The 16,291-nt window shown below is 71.0% G+C and carries 16 protein-coding genes; 9 read left to right on the forward strand and 7 right to left on the reverse strand.

Annotated elements, in window-relative coordinates:
• Positions 1–3 precede the first annotated feature (3 nt).
• Positions 4–699: a FadR/GntR family transcriptional regulator gene (locus ACIA8D_RS38470; protein WP_399239555.1), complete on the forward strand. Its 696-nt coding sequence runs from the start codon at positions 4–6 to the stop codon at positions 697–699.
• Here ACIA8D_RS38470 and ACIA8D_RS38475 read toward each other — a convergent pair.
• From ACIA8D_RS38475 to fabG, 3 genes are all read right to left on the reverse strand, one after another.
• Positions 674–1,045 (reverse strand): hypothetical protein, encoded by a 372-nt coding sequence (locus ACIA8D_RS38475; RefSeq protein WP_399239557.1) that lies wholly within the window; start codon positions 1,043–1,045, stop codon positions 674–676. The two genes, ACIA8D_RS38470 and ACIA8D_RS38475, sit on opposite strands and share 26 nt — an antisense overlap.
• 78 nt (positions 1,046–1,123) lie before the next feature.
• Positions 1,124–1,900, reverse strand: a complete 777-nt coding sequence (fabI, locus tag ACIA8D_RS38480; protein ID WP_399239559.1) for an enoyl-ACP reductase FabI — start codon at positions 1,898–1,900, stop codon at positions 1,124–1,126.
• Between the two features lie 3 nt (positions 1,901–1,903).
• Positions 1,904–2,623: a 3-oxoacyl-[acyl-carrier-protein] reductase gene (fabG, locus tag ACIA8D_RS38485; protein ID WP_399239561.1), complete on the reverse strand. Its 720-nt coding sequence runs from the start codon at positions 2,621–2,623 to the stop codon at positions 1,904–1,906.
• 174 nt (positions 2,624–2,797) lie between these two features.
• On the opposite strand from fabG, the gene ACIA8D_RS38490 reads away from it, so the two are divergent.
• The 3 genes from ACIA8D_RS38490 (at position 2,798) to tyrS (ending at position 7,068) form a co-directional block, all read left to right on the forward strand.
• Positions 2,798–4,321 carry a TldD/PmbA family protein gene (locus ACIA8D_RS38490; RefSeq protein WP_399239563.1) on the forward strand — a complete coding sequence of 508 codons (1,524 nt, stop codon included), beginning with the start codon at positions 2,798–2,800 and terminating at the stop codon, positions 4,319–4,321.
• Positions 4,318–5,712: a metallopeptidase TldD-related protein gene (locus ACIA8D_RS38495; RefSeq protein ID WP_399239565.1), complete on the forward strand. Its 1,395-nt coding sequence runs from the start codon at positions 4,318–4,320 to the stop codon at positions 5,710–5,712. The genes ACIA8D_RS38490 and ACIA8D_RS38495 overlap by 4 nt, the downstream gene beginning before the upstream one ends.
• Positions 5,713–5,793: 81 nt before the next feature.
• The gene (gene tyrS / locus ACIA8D_RS38500) at positions 5,794–7,068 is read left to right on the forward strand and encodes a tyrosine--tRNA ligase (protein ID WP_399239567.1); all 1,275 of its coding nucleotides are present in this window, start codon (positions 5,794–5,796) and stop codon (positions 7,066–7,068) included.
• A 95-nt stretch (positions 7,069–7,163) separates the two neighbouring features.
• Here the strand turns inward: tyrS and ACIA8D_RS38505 are convergent, their stop codons facing one another.
• Positions 7,164–7,439 carry a GlsB/YeaQ/YmgE family stress response membrane protein gene (locus ACIA8D_RS38505; protein ID WP_385766708.1) on the reverse strand — a complete coding sequence of 92 codons (276 nt, stop codon included), beginning with the start codon at positions 7,437–7,439 and terminating at the stop codon, positions 7,164–7,166.
• A 225-nt stretch (positions 7,440–7,664) separates the two neighbouring features.
• Between ACIA8D_RS38505 and ACIA8D_RS38510 the strand changes: the two genes are divergently transcribed.
• Both ACIA8D_RS38510 and ACIA8D_RS38515 read left to right on the forward strand, forming a co-directional pair.
• Complete coding sequence (locus tag ACIA8D_RS38510) at positions 7,665–8,015, forward strand: DUF3099 domain-containing protein (protein ID WP_399239569.1); 351 nt, start codon at positions 7,665–7,667, stop codon at positions 8,013–8,015.
• Between the two features lie 239 nt (positions 8,016–8,254).
• The gene (locus ACIA8D_RS38515) at positions 8,255–8,509 is read left to right on the forward strand and encodes a hypothetical protein (protein WP_399239571.1); all 255 of its coding nucleotides are present in this window, start codon (positions 8,255–8,257) and stop codon (positions 8,507–8,509) included.
• Positions 8,510–8,531: 22 nt separating this feature from the next.
• Here the strand turns inward: ACIA8D_RS38515 and moaA are convergent, their stop codons facing one another.
• The 3 genes from moaA to ACIA8D_RS38530 all read right to left on the reverse strand — a co-directional run bounded on the left by moaA (position 8,532) and on the right by ACIA8D_RS38530 (position 11,668).
• Positions 8,532–9,521 carry a GTP 3',8-cyclase MoaA gene (gene moaA, locus ACIA8D_RS38520; RefSeq protein ID WP_399239573.1) on the reverse strand — a complete coding sequence of 330 codons (990 nt, stop codon included), beginning with the start codon at positions 9,519–9,521 and terminating at the stop codon, positions 8,532–8,534.
• 153 nt (positions 9,522–9,674) lie between these two features.
• Entirely contained in the window at positions 9,675–11,303 is a 1,629-nt protein-coding gene (locus tag ACIA8D_RS38525) for a cation acetate symporter (RefSeq protein WP_399239575.1), read from the reverse strand.
• On the reverse strand, positions 11,300–11,668 hold the full coding sequence (locus tag ACIA8D_RS38530) for a DUF485 domain-containing protein (RefSeq protein WP_399239577.1): 369 nt from the start codon (positions 11,666–11,668) through the stop codon (positions 11,300–11,302). The genes ACIA8D_RS38525 and ACIA8D_RS38530 overlap by 4 nt, the downstream gene beginning before the upstream one ends.
• A gap of 279 nt (positions 11,669–11,947) precedes the next feature.
• Between ACIA8D_RS38530 and ACIA8D_RS38535 the strand changes: the two genes are divergently transcribed.
• The 3 genes from ACIA8D_RS38535 to ACIA8D_RS38545 all read left to right on the forward strand — a co-directional run bounded on the left by ACIA8D_RS38535 (position 11,948) and on the right by ACIA8D_RS38545 (position 16,176).
• Entirely contained in the window at positions 11,948–13,489 is a 1,542-nt protein-coding gene (locus ACIA8D_RS38535; RefSeq protein WP_399239579.1) for a S8 family peptidase, read from the forward strand.
• Positions 13,490–13,595: 106 nt separating this feature from the next.
• Positions 13,596–15,008: a CoA transferase gene (locus tag ACIA8D_RS38540; RefSeq protein WP_399239581.1), complete on the forward strand. Its 1,413-nt coding sequence runs from the start codon at positions 13,596–13,598 to the stop codon at positions 15,006–15,008.
• A gap of 148 nt (positions 15,009–15,156) precedes the next feature.
• On the forward strand, positions 15,157–16,176 hold the full coding sequence (locus tag ACIA8D_RS38545; protein WP_399239583.1) for a CopD family protein: 1,020 nt from the start codon (positions 15,157–15,159) through the stop codon (positions 16,174–16,176).
• Positions 16,177–16,291 lie beyond the last annotated feature (115 nt).

The raw sequence follows: 16,291 nt of genomic DNA on the forward strand, positions 1-16,291 counted from the left end.
GTCATGCCGCTGACCTCGCCCCAGCGCTCGGCCCTGTCCGAGCAGGTCATCTCCGCCCTGCGCGCCCAGATCTCCTCGGGCGAGTGGCCGGTGGGCTCCCGGATTCCGACGGAGCCGGAGCTCGTGGAGCAGCTGGGTGTGGCCAGGAACACGGTGCGGGAGGCGGTCCGCGCGCTCGCGCACAACGGCCTGCTGGACATCCGGCAGGGCTCGGGCACGTACGTCGTGGCGACGAGCGAGCTGGCGGGCGTCATGCAGCGGCGGTTCGCGGAGGCCGCCCCGCAGGACATCGCCGAGCTGCGCGCCACGCTGGAGTCGAGCGCGGCGAAGTTCGCGGCCCTGCGGCGCACCGAGCGCGACCTGAAGCAGCTCGACGCGCTGCTGGTGCGGCGCGAGGAGGCCTGGTCGTCCGGGGACACGGAGGCGTTCGTGTCGGCGGACGCGACGTTCCACCTGGCCGTGGTCGCCGCGTCCCACAACGAGGTGCTGACGGCGATGTACGCGGACCTCGGCGAGGTGATGCGGGACTGGCTGCGCGAGGACGTGGGCGGGCAGCTCACCGCGGAGAACCACATGGACCACGCGACGCTCGTCGACGCGATCCGGGTGGGCGACGCCGAGGCCGCCGCCAAAGAGGCCGCGCGCTATCCGTTCGACTGCCGCCCCGGCCGGCTCACGACGCCGGCCTGTGGTGACTGACCCAGGCGGTCCGCACGTTCTTCCAGCACCGGCCGTCCATCCGCAGCGTCTCGGCCGGGAACACCGCCTTCGGGCGTGAATCCGTGTCGATGTCCCACCACTTCGCGCACTCGATGTGCAGGGCGACCCGGTCGACCGTCGGGTACGGGTTGTGGCAGGTGGCGCTCACGAGGTCGCGGTCGATGTCGATCCGGCAGTCCGCGCCGAACCGCTCCCGCTTCTTCTCGGCCACGCGCGCGTGGCCGTCCTTTTCGGCGGTCGCCCCCTGCGCGGGGGCACATGCGGCGAGGTACGGCAGCGATATCAGCAGGACGACGGCGGCGGTGAAACGGGGGTGCAGACGCACGTAGGGACCTCCTCGCACCAGCGTGCGTGGAGATCCCTACGGCTCGCCCGGCCGGTGGGCCGAACGAGTGAGCGGGTGTCAGGCGCCGATGGCGTGCAGACCGCCGTCGACGTGCACGATCTCGCCCGTGGTCTTCGGGAACCAGTCGGAGAGCAGCGCGACGATGCCGCGGCCGGCCGGCTCCGGGTCCTCGAGCTTCCACTCCAGCGGGGAGCGGGAGTCCCACACCGAGGCCAGCTCGCTGAAGCCGGGGATCGACTTCGCGGCCATCGAGCCGAGCGGGCCCGCGGAGACCAGGTTGCAGCGGATGTTCTGCTTGCCCAGGTCGCGCGCCATGTAGCGGCTGGTGGCCTCCAGGGCGGCCTTGGCCGGGCCCATCCAGTCGTACTGCGGCCAGGCGAACTTCGCGTCGAAGGTGAGGCCGACGACGGAACCGCCCTCGGTCATCAGCGGCAGCAGCGCGGTCGTCAGCGACTTCAGGGAGAAGGCGGAGACGTGCATGGCCGTGGAGACGGACTCGAACGGCGTGTTCAGGAAGTTGCCGCCGAGCGCGTCCTGCGGCGCGAAGCCGATGGAGTGCACGACGCCGTCGAGGCGGTCGCCCAGGTGCTCACGGACCTGACCCTCCAGGCGGGCGAGGTGCTCGTCGTTCGAGACGTCGAGCTCCAGGACCTTGACCTTGTCGGGCTCCGGCAGCTTCTTGGCGATGCGCTCGGTGAGCGTCGGCCGCGGCCAGGCGGTGAGGATGATCTCCGCACCCTGCTCCTGGGCCAGCTTCGCGGTGTGGAAGGCGATGGAGGACTCCATCAGCACACCGGTGATGAGGATCTTCTTGCCCTCGAGGATTCCAGCCATGGTTCAGTGACCCATTCCCAGTCCGCCGTCAACCGGGATGACGGCTCCAGTGATGTACGCGGCGTCGTCGGAGGTCAGGAACTTCACCACTCCGGCGATCTCCTCGACCTGCGCGTACCGGCCGAGCGGCACCTGCGACACGATGCCCGCGCGCTGCTCGTCGGTGAGCGCCTGGGTCATGTCGGTGTCCACGAAACCGGGGGCGACGACGTTGAAGGTGATGTTGCGCGAACCGAGTTCACGGGCGAGCGAGCGGGCGAAGCCGACCAGGCCCGCCTTCGAGGCGGCGTAGTTCGCCTGCCCCGCCGAACCGAGCAGCCCGACGACGGAGGAGATCAGCACGACGCGGCCCTTCTTGGCGCGCAGCATGCCGCGGTTGGCGCGCTTCACGACCCGGAAGGTGCCGGTGAGGTTGGTGTCGAGGACGGACGCGAAGTCCTCCTCGGACATCCGCATGAGGAGCTGGTCCTTGGTGACGCCGGCGTTGGCGACGAGGACCTCGACGTTGCCGTGCTTCTCCTCGATCTCCTTGTACGCGGCATCCACCTGCTGGGTGTCCGTGATGTCGCAGCGGACGGCGAGGGCGCCGGCGTCGACGAGCTCCTTGGGGGGCTCTCCGGAGCGGTAGGTGAAGGCCACCTTGTCGCCCTGCTCCAGGAAGGCCTGGGCGATGGCGAGGCCGATGCCCCGGTTTCCCCCGGTGACGAGAACCGAGCGGCTCAACGGATCACCCTTTCGTTCGGCGGTCAGGTACGTCTTGAACCTATCCGGCCGCGGCACCGGGTGCCGAATCCGGGGGCGACAGGGCGAGGGGGTGCTGTCTGTGGGGTTCCCACAGACAGCACGTGTCGTGGTTCACTCACACGCACTGTGCCGCGACAGAAGGGGAAGCCGCCCATGGCCCACGAGATCGATCAGTCGTTCCTCGCACTGCCCCTGAGGGCACTCGCCGACGCCGCCCTCGCGCGCGCACGCGCGTTGGGAGCGGAGCACGCGGACTTCCGTCTGGAGCGGGTGCGCGGCGCCTCCGTGCGGCTGCGGGACGCCCGGCCTTCGGGGGCGTCGGACAGCACCGACCTGGGATACGCCGTGCGCGTCGTGCACGGTGGGACGTGGGGGTTCGCCTCCGGTGTCGATCTGACGATGGACGGCGCGGCGAAGGTGGCCTCGCAGGCCGTGGCGATGGCGAAGCTGAGCGCGCGGGTGATCGAGGCGGCCGGGTCGGACGAGCGCGTGGAACTGGCGGACGAGCCGGTGCACGCGGAGAAGACCTGGGTCTCCTCGTACGAGATCGATCCCTTCACCGTGCCGGAGGAGGAGCGGGCCGGGCTGCTCGCCGACTGGAGCGCGCGGCTGCTCTCGGCGGACGGGGTGTCCCATGTGGACGCCTCCTTGTACTGCGTCCACGAGAACAAGTTCTACGCGGACACCGCGGGGACCGTCACGACCCAGCAGCGCGTGCGGCTGCACCCGGAGCTGACGGCGGTGGCCGTGGACGACTCCAGCGGCGAGTTCGACTCCATGCGCACCATCGCGCCTCCGGTGGGGCGCGGCTGGGAGTACCTCACCGGGACCGGCTGGGACTGGGAGTCGGAGCTCGCCGAGATCCCGGAGCTGCTCGCGGAGAAGATGCGCGCCCCGAGCGTGAAGGCGGGCGCCTACGACCTGGTCGTGGACCCGTCCAACCTCTGGCTGACCATTCACGAGTCCATCGGGCACGCCACCGAGCTGGACCGCGCGCTCGGCTACGAGGCGGCGTACGCGGGCACCTCCTTCGCCACCTTCGACCAGCTCGGGAAGCTCAAGTACGGCTCCGAGATCATGAACGTGACCGGTGACCGCACGGCCGAGCACGGGCTCGCCACCATCGGGTACGACGACGAGGGCGTGGCCGGGCAGTCCTGGGACCTGGTCAAGGACGGCACCCTCGCCGGGTACCAACTCGACCGGCGCATCGCCAAGTTGACCGGCTTCGAGCGCTCCAACGGCTGCGCGTACGCGGACTCCCCCGAGCATGTGCCGGTGCAGCGCATGGCGAACGTGTCGCTCCAGCCGGATCCGGGCGGGCTCTCGACGGAGGACCTGATCGCGGGCGTCGACCGGGGGCTCTACCTGGTCGGCGACCGGTCGTGGTCGATCGACATGCAGCGCTACAACTTTCAATTCACCGCGCAACGTGCCTACGCGATCCGGGGCGGGAAGCTCGCCGGGCAAGTGCGGGACTTCGCGTACCAGGCGACGACCACGGACTTCTGGGGCTCCATGGCGGCGGTCGGCGGCCCGCAGACGTACGTCCTCGGCGGCGCCTTCAACTGCGGAAAAGCCCAGCCGGGCCAGGTCGCCTCCGTCTCGCACGGCTGCCCGTCGGCTCTCTTCAAGGGCGTCAACATCTTGAACACGACTCAGGAGGCCGGTCGATGAGCCCGCGTGCCAGCAAGCCGTACGAGATCGTCGAGCGCGCCCTCGGACTGTCGCGGGCCGACGGCTGCGTGGTCATCGCCGACGAGACGTCCACCGCCAATCTGCGCTGGGCGGGCAACGCGCTCACCACGAACGGGGTGACGCGCGGGCGCACCCTCACCGTCGTCGCGACGGTCGACGGCAAGGAGGGCACGGCCTCCGGCGTCGTGTCCCGGTCGGCCGTCACCGCGGCCGACGTGGAGCCGCTGGTGCGCGCCGCGGAGGAGGCCGCCGCCAAGGCGGGGCCCGCCGAGGACGCGCAGCCGCTGATCGGCGACGTACCGCACTCACCCGACTTCACGCAGGCGCCCGCCGAGACCTCGTCCGCCGTCTTCGCCGACTTCGCGCCGGCGCTCGGCGAGGCGTTCGCGCGGGCCAGGGAGGGCGGCCGCGAGCTGTACGGGTTCGCCAACCACGAGCTGACCAGCAGCTATCTCGGTACGTCCGCGGGCCTGCGGCTGCGGCACGACCAGCCCAACGGGACCCTTGAGCTGAACGCCAAGTCGCACGGGCGCAAGCGGTCGGCGTGGGCGGGACGGTCGACGCGGGACTTCAAGGACGTCGACCCGGCCGCGCTGGACGCGGAGCTCGCCACCCGGCTCGGCTGGGCCGAGCGGCGGATCGACCTGCCCGCCGGGCGCTACGAGACGCTCCTGCCGCCGACCGCCGTGGCGGACCTGCTGATCTACCAGATGTGGTCGTCCGGGGCGCGGGACGCGGCCGAGGGCCGCACCGTGTTCTCCACGCCCTGCGGCGGTACGCGGCTGGGCGAGCGGCTCAGCGAGCTGCCGCTGACCCTGCGCAGCGACCCGCACGAGCCGGGGCTCGAGTCGGCGCCGTTCGTCCTCGCGCACTCCTCCAGCGACGCGTCGTCGGTGTTCGACAACGGGCTGCCGGTCGGCGCCACCGACTGGATCCGCGAAGGGGAGCTGAAGCACCTCACGACGACCCGGCACAGCGCCGCGCTCACCGGGCAGCCCGTCGCCCCCGCGATCGACAACCTGATCCTCGACGGCGGCGGGGACAAGTCCCTCGACGAGATGGTCGCGGGCACCGAGCGCGGGCTGCTGCTCACCTGCCTCTGGTACATCCGCGAGGTCGATCCGGCGACGCTGCTGCTCACCGGGCTCACCCGGGACGGCGTGTACCTCGTGGAGAACGGCGAGGTCGTGGGCGAGGTGAACAACTTCCGGTTCAACGAGTCGCCGGTCGGGCTGCTCGGGCGGGCCACGGAGGCCGGGCGGACGGAAAAGACGCTGCCGAGGGAGTGGGGCGACTGGTTCACTCGTGCCGCGATGCCCGCGCTGCGGGTGCCGGACTTCAACATGAGCTCGGTCAGCCAGGGCGTCTGAGGACAATGCCGTACGGCGCTGTCGGTGGGCGCCCATAGACTGGCAGGGTTCCAGCAGACCTGTGCAAGGAGAACCAGAACCGTGACGGACATCGTCGACGACCTGAAGTGGCGTGGCCTGTGGGCCCAGTCCACTGACGAGGACGCACTGCGCAAGGCGCTCGCGGACGGTCCGGTCACGTTCTATTGCGGCTTCGACCCGACCGCGGCCTCCCTGCACGTCGGGCACTTGGTGCAGGTCCTCACGATGCGCCGGCTCCAGCACGCGGGCCTGCGCCCGCTCGCCCTGGTGGGCGGGGCCACGGGCCAGATCGGCGACCCGCGCCCGACGGCGGAGCGCACGCTGAACGACCCGGAGACGATCAAGCTCTGGGTCGCCCGGCTGCGCTCGCAGATCGAGCCGTTCCTCGACTTCGAGGGCGAGAACGCGGCGACGATGGTGAACAACCTGGACTGGACCGCCGGCATGTCCGCGATCGAGTTCCTCCGCGACATCGGCAAGCACTTCCGGGTCAACAAGATGCTGACCAAGGACTCCGTGGCCCGCCGCCTGGAGTCCCAGGAGGGCATCAGCTACACGGAGTTCAGCTACCAGCTGCTGCAGGGCATGGACTTCCTGGAGCTGTACCGCCGCTACGGCTGCACGCTCCAGCAGGGCGGCTCCGACCAGTGGGGCAACCTCACGGCCGGGCTCGACCTGATCCACCGCCTGGAGCCGGACGCGGTGGCGCACTGCATCGCGACGCCGCTGATGGTGAAGGCGGACGGCACCAAGTTCGGCAAGTCCGAGGGCGGCGCCATCTGGCTCGACCCGGAGATGACGACGCCGTACGCGTTCTACCAGTTCTGGCTGAACACGGACGACCGGGACATCTCGACGTACATGCGGATCCTGTCCTTCAAGTCCCGCGAGGAGCTGGAGGAGCTGGAGCAGCAGACCGAGGAGCGGCCGCAGGCCCGTGCCGCGCAGCGCGCCCTTGCCGAGGAGCTGACGACGCTGGTGCACGGAGCCGACTGGACGGCCGCCGTGATCAACGCGTCGAAGGCGCTGTTCGGCCAGGGCGACGGGAACCTGGCGGACCTGGACGAGGCGACGCTCGCCGCGGCCCTGTCCGAGCTGCCGAAGGCCGAGGTCGCCGAGCTGGGCCCGGTCGTCGACCTGTTCGCCGAGGTCGGCCTCGTCGCGAGCAAGTCGGCCGCGCGCCGCACGGTGAAGGAGGGCGGCGCGTACGTGAACAACGTCAAGGTCGCCGCCGAGGACTTCGTGCCCGGCGCGGACGAGCTGCTGCACGGCCGGTGGCTGGTGCTGCGGCGCGGCAAGAAGAACCTCGCGGCCGTGGAGGTCAAGGGCGCGTAGGGCTCTCGCCCCGTAGACCCGGAAGGCCCGGCCCGCCCCTCAGGCGGCGCCGGGCCTTCACCCATTTCCGGGTTCCGGGCACCCGTTTCCGGGTTCTATGCCTTGCTCTTGTTGCCGCGCAGCGCCACCCACAAGCGGTCGCCCACGCCGACCACCACCACCGCACCGATCAGTTGCAGCAGATGGCGGATCCAGTCGATGCCCTTGGTGTCGTTGACTCCCATGCCCGTGGCTGCCCAGTTGCCCAGGACGCTGCCGATGATGCCGAAGACCACCGTCAGCCAGAGCGGGATCTGCTGTTTGCCGGGCAGGATCGCCTTCGCGATCAGGCCAAGCACCAAGCCCACGATGATCGCCCACAACCAGCTCATGTCGTCGCCTCCTCGCGCGGTGCGGGGGCGCTCAGCGGCCACCCACGCGATCAGTGTCACCGCGTACGCCATACGGCGCATGTCGGACAGCTCCGTACGTGGTACGGCGCAGGCCGGGCTCCAGGTCAGGCCCGCCCCCGGTCTCGTAGCCGACGCATACCGGGCGTACCGTGGAGCCAGTCCGGTCCGGGGAGAGTCCGGCGAGCTGGCGGGTGGTGGAATGTGATGCGGAAGCGCAAGGACAGCGGTGGGGCAGAGGTTTTCCGGATCACGGGAGCCCGGCAGGGCCTCGCCGACGATGTCCGCGGCCGGCAGCGCCGCTACATCATCTCGATGTCGGTCCGCACCGTTTCGGTGATCCTCACGGCCGTGCTGTGGAACGTGGAGCGGCACGTCGCCATCGTGACGCTGGTGCTCGGCGCCCTCCTCCCCTACGTCGCCGTGGTCTTCGCCAACGCCGGCCGGGAGAACGCGCCCTCGCTCCCGTCGACCTTCGTGCCCGCGCCCTCGCGCCCCATGATCTCGCCGGTACCGACCGCCGATCCCGCGGAATCCGCCCCGGAGGACCGGGCCTGAGCGACGGCGGAGCCGGGCGCGCAAGCGGTCGACAAAGCTCAAGAAAAGCTCAGATCAATCATGTTGTTCCGGTGCCGGGTACCGGGTCCCCCGTGACATACTGCGTGAGCGCTCCGCATCCCCCGTCGGAGCGACGGACCGACGCCGGGCAGCTCCCCCCGTGGCTGCTCGGCGTCGCCATTTCCGGGGTCTTCGAAGGGCCTCCGCGGAGCGTGTTCCAGGGCGTTTAAGGTTGACGCGTGAACCTCGCGAACCTCTCAGGACCGTCGCCCGCAACTCCCCAGTGCTCGGCCAAGGGCTGTCGCGCCGACGCGGTGTGGGTGCTCGCGTGGAACAACCCGAAACTGCACACGCCGGAGCGCCGCAAGACGTGGCTGGCGTGCGACGAGCACCGCGAGCACCTGGCCAAGTTCCTCGGGGTGCGCGGGTTCCTCAAGGACGTCGTGGCGCTCGCGGAGTGGGAGGACCCCGAGACCTCCGAGACCGAGGGCTGAGGACTCGGCCCCAGCCTCGGCCTCAGCCGCCGATCGCCGACATCGGGCGGTCCGGCTGCAGGAACGAGGGGTCGTCGAGGCCCGAGCCCGCCTTCTTGCCCCACATGGCGCGCTTCCATATCGCGGCCAGCTCCTCGTCCGGCATGTCGGAGCGCAGGGCCGCCCGCAGATCCGTCTCCTCCGTGGCGAACAGGCAGGTGCGGACCTGTCCGTCCGCCGTGAGCCGCGTGCGGTCGCAGGCCGAGCAGAACGGACGGGTCACCGAGGCGATGACGCCGACGCGGTGCGGTCCCCCGTCCACGATCCAGCGCTCGGCGGGCGCCGATCCGCGCTCGCCGGCCCCTTCCTCCGTCAACTCGAAGCGCGTACGCAGCGAGGCCAGGATGTCGCCCGCGGTGATCATGCCCTCGCGCTTCCAGCCGTGCTGGGCGTCGAGCGGCATCTGCTCGATGAAGCGCAGCTCGTAATCGTTCTCCACCGCCCAGGCGAGGAGGTCCGGGGCCTCGTCCTCGTTGAGCCCCGGCATCAGGACGGAGTTGACCTTCACCGGGGTCAGGCCCGCGTCGCGCGCCGCTTCGAGGCCGTCGATGACGTCCTGGTGCCGGTTGCGCCGGGTCAGGGTCTTGAAGACGTCGGGGCGGAGCGTGTCCAGCGAGACGTTGACCCGGTCGAGGCCCGCCTCCTTGAGTGCCTTCGCGGTGCGCTTGAGCCCGATCCCGTTCGTCGTCAGGGACATCTTGGGGCGGTGCTCCAGCGCCGCGACCCGCTCGACGATGCCGACGAGACCGGGGCGCAGCAGGGGCTCGCCGCCGGTGAAGCGGACGTCGGTGATGCCGAGGTCGGTGACCGCGATGCGGATGAGACGGACGATCTCGTCGTCCGTGAGCAGGTCCGGCTTGGCCAGCCACTGCAGGCCCTCCTCGGGCATGCAGTAGGTGCACCGCAGATTGCACCGGTCGGTCAGCGAGACCCGCAGGTCGGTTGCCACTCGGCCGTATGTGTCGATGAGCACGTGGGCCCCCTCCCTCGGCGTGTTCTTACCTACTGATCCCGAGCCTACGTGACGGCTATGACAGCGGCAGGACTGCGAAGCGACGAGTGTGCCGTGCCCCGCGTCGTAGGTCTCTACGACGCGGGGCACGGCACACGGGAGACGGAGAGCCGGTCAGTGGGCTCCGGTGCCGGTCAGGGAGCGGACCTCGAGCTCCGCGTACTTGCCCTTGTCGGCCTTCTCCTTGGCGGCGTACGTGCCGATGATGCCCAGCAGGAAGCCGACCGGGATCGAGATGATGCCCGGGTTCTCCAGCGGGAACCAGTGGAAGTCGACGCCCTTGAACATCGAGGTCTTCGGGTTGCCCGAGACGACGGGCGAGAAGAGGACCAGGAGGACTGCCGTGAACAGGCCGCCGTAGATCGACCACAGCGCGCCGTTGGTGTTGAAGCGCTTCCAGAACAGCGAGTACAGGATCGTCGGCAGGTTCGCGGAGGCCGCGACCGCGAAGGCCAGGGCCACCAGGCCCGCCACGTTCAGGTCGCGGGCGAGCGCGCCCAGCGCGATCGAGACGATGCCGATGAAGACGGTGGCCCAGCGGGCCGCCTTCATCTCGTCCTTCTCGGATGCCTTGCCCTTCTTGATCACGTTCGCGTAGATGTCGTGCGCGAACGAGGAGGACGAGGCGAGGGTGAGGCCCGCGACGACCGCGAGGATCGTGGCGAAGGCGACCGCCGAGATCGAGGCGAGCAGGATCGCGCCCCAGCTGGAGTCGACCCCGCCCAGATGGAGTGCGAGGAGGGGCGCCGCCGTGTTGCCCGCCGGGTTGGAGGCGATGATCTCCTCCGGCTTGATGAGCGCGGCCGCGCCGAAGCCGAGCGCGATCGTCATCAGGTAGAAGGCGCCGATGATGCCGATGGCCCAGTTGACCGACTTACGGGCCGCCTTGGCGGTCGGCACCGTGTAGAAGCGGATCAGGATGTGCGGCAGGCCCGCAGTGCCGAGCACCAGCGCGATGCCGAGCGAGATGAAGTCGATCTTCGACGTGGACGTGAGGCCGTACTTCAGGCCGGGCTCCAGGAACGCCGACCCCTTGCCGCTGTTCTCGGCGGCCGTGCCCAGCAGGTCCGAGATGTTGAAGTCGAACTTCAGCAGGACGAGGAAGGTCAGCAGGATGGCGCCGATGATCAGCAGCACCGCCTTGACCATCTGCACCCAGGTGGTGCCCTTCATGCCGCCGATGGTGACGTACACGATCATCAGGATGCCGACGAGCGCGACGATGCCGACCTTGCCCGCGTCCGAGGTGATGCCGAGCAGCAGCGAGACGAGCACGCCCGCGCCCGCCATCTGCGCGAGCAGGTAGAAGATCGAGACGACGATCGTCGAGGTGCCGGCCGCCGTGCGCACCGGGCGCTGGCGCATCCGGTAGGCGAGCACGTCGCCCATCGTGTAGCGGCCGGAGTTGCGCAGCGGTTCGGCGACCAGGAGCAGGGCGACGAGCCAGGCGACCAGGAAGCCGATCGAGTACAGGAAGCCGTCGTAGCCGGCGAGCGCGATGGCGCCCGCGATACCGAGGAACGACGCGGCGGACATGTAGTCGCCGGAGACCGCGAGGCCGTTCTGGAAGGCGGTGAACTGGCGGCCGCCCGCGTAGAAGTCGGAGGCGCTCTTGGTCTGGCGGCCCGCCCACACGGTGATGACGAGGGTCGCGACGACGAACACCGCGAACAGGCTGATGATCAGCGGCCGGTGCTCGCTCGCCTCGGCCGCCAGGGTGACTTGGGACAGGTGGGGGTTCACGCGCCGCCCTCCAGACGGGACTTGATGGCCTCGGCCTTCGGGTCGAGCTTGGTGGCGGCGTGCCGCGAGTACCACCAGGCGATGAGGAACGTGGTCAGGAACTGGGCGAGCCCGAGGACGAAGGCGACGTTGATGTTGCCGAACACCTTGGTGCCCATGAAGTCGCCCGCGTAGTTCGACAGCAGCACGTACACGAGGTACCAGGCGATGAACGCGATGGTCAGCGGGAAGGCGAACGAGCGGTGCGCACGGCGCAGTTCACCGAACTCCGCGCCCTCCTGCACCTCGATGAACTTCTCGGTGGAGGGCAGCGCGGGCCCGTCGTGCGGGCTGCCCTGCTGCGGTGGTGGTGCGTCGGTGGCCACGGACTCTCCTCGCAATGGGGTGCTGTCTCTAACCTCAACGTGATCTGGATCACGCGGGCCGGGTCGCGATGGTAGAGCTCCCCGACCCCCTGCACAACGGCACGGGAGCACCGTCGACGCGGTTCAACTCACCTTGTTTCTTTCGGAACTTCTTTCGGAACTCGTTGATGACCTGCGGCGACCAGAGATACGTTCACACCGCACCACGCGTCATGTACCTGCCCGTCACGCACTCGTGTACCGGGCATTTCCATAAACGACGGATGATGTGGAGACCCCATGGCTCATCTGCCTTCCAGACGCCTGCCGTCCCGGCGCCGCCTGGCCCTCGCCCTGCCGATCGGTATCGCCCTGACGGCTTCCTTCGGGTTCCTGCCGTCCGCGACGGCGGCCCCCGCCACCGACGCTCCGTCGGTGGCAGCCAGTTCGGCTTCCTCGCTCGCGTACGTGGTGAACACGCGCCGTACCGATGCCCGCACGATCTCCTCGGTGAGCAAGGCGATATCCGCGGCGGACGGCTCCATAGTCGTGACGTACGCGAAGATCGGCGTCTTCGTCGTGCACTCCGCGAACCCGGACTTCGGCAAGCAGCTGCGCGCGGCGAAGGGAGTGGCCTCGGCGGGCGCGACCCGCACGGCGCCGTTCACGCCGTCCGGCACCACCGAGGAGGGCGCGGTCCAGAAGCTCTCCAAGGCGGAGGCCAAGTCGCTGGCGACGAAGGCGACGTCCGCCCAGGAGCCGCTCGAGGCCGACCAGTGGGACCTGCGGGCGATGGGCGCCGACAAGGCCGCGAAGATCAACCCGGGCAGCAAGAAGGTCACCGTCGGCGTCATCGACACCGGTGTGGACGACACGCACCCCGACCTCGCCCCGAACTTCTCCGCGTCGCAGTCCGCGAACTGTGTCGGCGGCAAGGCGGACACCTCGCCGGGCGCCTGGCGGCCCGCGAACCCGGACCACTACCACGGCACGCATGTCGCGGGTGAGATCGCCGCCGCGCGCAACGGGATCGGCGTCGCCGGTGTCGCGCCGGGCGTGAAGGTCGCGGGCATCAAGGTGGCCGACCCGGTCAGCGAGCTGTTCTACCCGGAGAGCGTGGTCTGCGCCTTCGTGTTCGCGGCCGACCACGGCATCGAGGTCACCAACAACAGCTACTACGTGGACCCGTGGCTCTACAACTGCATGGACGACCCCGATCAGCGGGCCATCGTCGACGCGGTCAACCGGTCCCAGCTGTACGCCCAGAAGAAGGGCACCCTGAACCTGGCGTCGGCGGGCAACTCCAATCACGACCTGGACTCCGACGCGATCCTGGACGACTCGAGCCCGGACGACTCGACTCCGGTGAACCGCACCATCGACCCGCACAGCTGCTTCGACATCCCGACGCAGCTGCCGGGCGTCGTCACGGTGAGCGCGACCGGCGTGACCAAGGCCAAGTCGTACTACTCGACCTACGGCAACGGTGTCATCGACATCGCGGCGCCGGGCGGAGACAAGTACAAGAAGCCGACCGACACCCCGTCGAAGGACGGCCGCATCCTGTCCACGCTGCCGGGCAACCAGTACGGCTGGCTGCAGGGCACGTCGATGGCCTCGCCGCACGCCGCGGGCGTCGCCGCGCTCCTCAAGTCGACGCACCCGAAGGCCTCTCCGGCGCAGCTGCAGGCCCTGATGAAGGCGCAGGCGGACAAGGAGCCGTGCCCGACCGCCTACGACGGGGACGGCGACGGCAAGGTCGACGCCGTCTGCGAGGGCCCCGAGCGGCGCAACGGCTTCTACGGGTACGGGATCGTCGACGCGCTGAAGGCCGTCAAGTAATCCGCACCGAGCGGAACTCCTGAGCAGGGGCGGGGTGGCGTACGCCACCCCGCCCCTGTGTGCGCCGCCCGTGTGCCGGGGCCAAGTGCTGCGCAATAGTGCGGACATGACACATGCGCCCCATCCACCGGTCGACGCCCGGGCCGCGTGGGCGGCACTCGGCGGCGACCCCGCCCTGCTCGCCCGCGTTTCGTACCGCACGCGCGCGGGCGCGCTGCCCGCCCGTCTCCCCGTCGCCGACCTCGCCCGAGCCTGCGTCGGCTGCTGCTCCCTCGCCGCCGCCGAACTGGCCGCCACGCGCGCGAGGCACCCCGTCGGCGCCATCCGGGTGCGGGTCGACGACGGGGCGGTGGCCACCGCGTTCACCAGCGAGCGGCATCTGCTGATCGACGGGCGCGCGCCCGTCAACTTCGCGCCGCTGTCACGCTTCTGGCGTACCGGGGACGGCTGGCTGCGCACCCACGCGAACTATCCGCACCACCGGGCACGGCTGTGCGCGGCCCTCGGGGTCGGCACGGACGCGGGTGTGGAGGAGGTGGCGGCGCTGCTCGCGGAGCGCTCCGCGCGCGAGGTCGAGGAGACGGTCTACGCGGCGGGCGGCCTGGCCGTCGCGCTGCGCACGCCCGGCCAGTGGGCGGCGCATCCGCAGGGCGCGCTCGTTGCCGGTGAACCGCTCCTGACGCTCGACCGCGTGGACGGGGCACCGGGCCGTGCGCTGTCGCGCGGGGTGCTGTCGCCCGCGGCCGGGATCCGGGTCCTCGACCTCACGCGGGTCATCGCGGGGCCCGTCGCCACACGCACCCTGGCGCTGCTCGGCGCGGACGTGCTGCGGGTGGACGCGCCCCAGCTGCCCGAGTCGCCGGACGCCCACGCCGACACCGGTTTCGGCAAGCGCTCGACCCGCCTCGACCTGACGGACGCGGCGGACCGGCGCACGTTCGACGAGCTGCTGGCGGGCGCGGACGTGGTGGTCACGGGGTACCGGCCCGGCGCGCTCGACCGGTTCGGGCTCGCTCCGGAGGCGCTCGCCGAGCGGCGGCCGGGGCTCGTGGTCGCGGCGCTGTCGGCCTGGGGCGGGTACGGGCCGTGGAGCGGGCGGCGCGGCTTCGACAGCCTCGTCCAGGTGGCGACGGGCATCGCGGCGGCCGAGGGCTCCCCCGAGCGCCCCGGGGCGCTGCCCGCGCAGGCGCTCGACCACGGCACGGGGTATCTGCTCGCGGCGGCGGTGCTGCGCGCGCTCACCGAGCAGACGGCGGACGGCGGTACGCGCGTGGTGCGCCTCGCGCTCGCGCAGACGGCGGCCTGGCTGGTCCAGGGGGCGCAACCGCGGGGCTACGGCGAGCGGGCGGAGCCGTACGAGGCGGAGGATCCGGCCACCTGGCTGACCGAGGCGGACAGCCCGGTCGGGCGACTGCGGCACGCCCTGCCGCCCCTGTCGTTCGGCGGAGGCCCCGCGAATTGGGCGCGTCCCCCGGGGTGTTGGGGCACGGACGAGGCCGGCTGGCTGCCGGCCGGGTGAACCGCGGGGCCGCGAAATCACGTCCTACGTAGACGTGAACCGCTCCCACGCAGCAGCGCCGGACCCGTCCCCACGTCGTCCGGATTCCCGTGCCCCACTTGTCGGTCTGCGCTTGCCGGGGCCCGTGCCACCTGGTGAAGATCCAGTGGTGAGTTCCATACCGCCGCCCACCGAGGCGCCCGTCTCCGTCGGGGCCGACGTCACCCTGCGCAGGCCCGGCGCGGGGCGCGCCGTCGCCGTGCTCGTGCTCGTCGCCGTGGCCGCGCTGATCCCGCTGCTGGGGCCGCGCGCCGCGCTCGACGGCACCGGTGAGGCCGCGGCGCCCGGCGTCGGTGTGATCGCGCTGCTGCGCACGGTCCTGTTCGGGGCGTTGTGCGTCCAGGCGGGCGAGGTGTTCGCCGGGTTCCTCGCGCACAAGGTGAACCCGCTGCGGGAGCCGCCCCGCACCTGGTCGGCGTACGCGCCGTGGGCCGGGTTCGCGGCCTCGCTCGGGCTCGCCTCCGTGGTGGCCTCGGGGAATCTGATCCCGAGCGGCGTCGCCGCCCTGGACCTCGGCGGCCTGGGCGGGACGCGGGACGGGACGCTCGCGCTCGTGGAGGTCAACGGCTTCCTGCTCGCGGGCCTGTGCGCCCGCTGGCGGCGCCCGGCGACGGCGCTGCTCCCGCTGGCCGCCGTGGCGGTCGCGGAGGCACTGCGGGCTCATCCGGCGGCCGAGGACGGCGCACTGCTCGGCTCGGGCCTCACCCTGGTCCATCTGACCTGCGCCGCCCTGTGGGTGGGCGGACTGCTGTACGTGCTGCGCACGACGTACGCCTGGCGCCGGAGCGCCCCCGAAGCGGGCACGGCGCTTCTCGGCCTTTACGCGCGCGTGGCCGCGGTGCTGCTCGCGGCGATCACCGCGACGGGCGTGTGCAGCACCCTGCGCCGGATGCCGCCGAGCACGGTCCTCGACCAGCTGGCGACGACGGCCTACGGGCGCGTGCTGCTCGCGAAGGTGCTCCTCGTGGCCGTCGTCGCCGCTCTCGCCCTGGCGGCGCGACTGCGGCTGCGCCGCGCCCCCGACCGCGGGAAGGCGTACGCGCCCGCGCGGGCGGAGGTCGTGGTCCTCGCGGTCGTGGTGGCGGTGTCGGCGGCGCTGACGGCGCTGCCGGTACCGATCCGCTGGTGAGCCGGCCGCCTGTGCGCAGGGGCTAGGTCGTGTCCGCAAAGTCATGGCAGCCAGAGTCGTAGGCAGGCGATGGTGACCATGGCTTTGTAGTGGAGGGCGCGTTTGTCGTAGCGGG

The sequence above is a fragment of the Streptomyces sp. NPDC051684 genome, from assembly GCF_044453445.1.
Lineage (GTDB): Bacteria > Actinomycetota > Actinomycetes > Streptomycetales > Streptomycetaceae > Streptomyces.

Excerpts from the sequence above, each read along its gene's own strand:
- ACIA8D_RS38540 (WP_399239581.1), top strand. The coding sequence starts at position 13,596 with ATGACACATGCGCCCCATCCACCGGTCGACGCCCGGGCCGCGTGGGCG.
- ACIA8D_RS38490 (WP_399239563.1), top strand. The coding sequence starts at position 2,798 with ATGGCCCACGAGATCGATCAGTCGTTCCTCGCACTGCCCCTGAGGGCA.
- fabI (WP_399239559.1), bottom strand. The coding sequence starts at position 1,900 with ATGGCTGGAATCCTCGAGGGCAAGAAGATCCTCATCACCGGTGTGCTG.
- ACIA8D_RS38505 (WP_385766708.1), bottom strand. The coding sequence starts at position 7,439 with ATGAGCTGGTTGTGGGCGATCATCGTGGGCTTGGTGCTTGGCCTGATC.
- ACIA8D_RS38495 (WP_399239565.1), top strand. The coding sequence starts at position 4,318 with ATGAGCCCGCGTGCCAGCAAGCCGTACGAGATCGTCGAGCGCGCCCTC.
- ACIA8D_RS38510 (WP_399239569.1), top strand. The coding sequence starts at position 7,665 with ATGCGGAAGCGCAAGGACAGCGGTGGGGCAGAGGTTTTCCGGATCACG.
- ACIA8D_RS38470 (WP_399239555.1), top strand. The coding sequence starts at position 4 with ATGCCGCTGACCTCGCCCCAGCGCTCGGCCCTGTCCGAGCAGGTCATC.
- ACIA8D_RS38535 (WP_399239579.1), top strand. The coding sequence starts at position 11,948 with ATGGCTCATCTGCCTTCCAGACGCCTGCCGTCCCGGCGCCGCCTGGCC.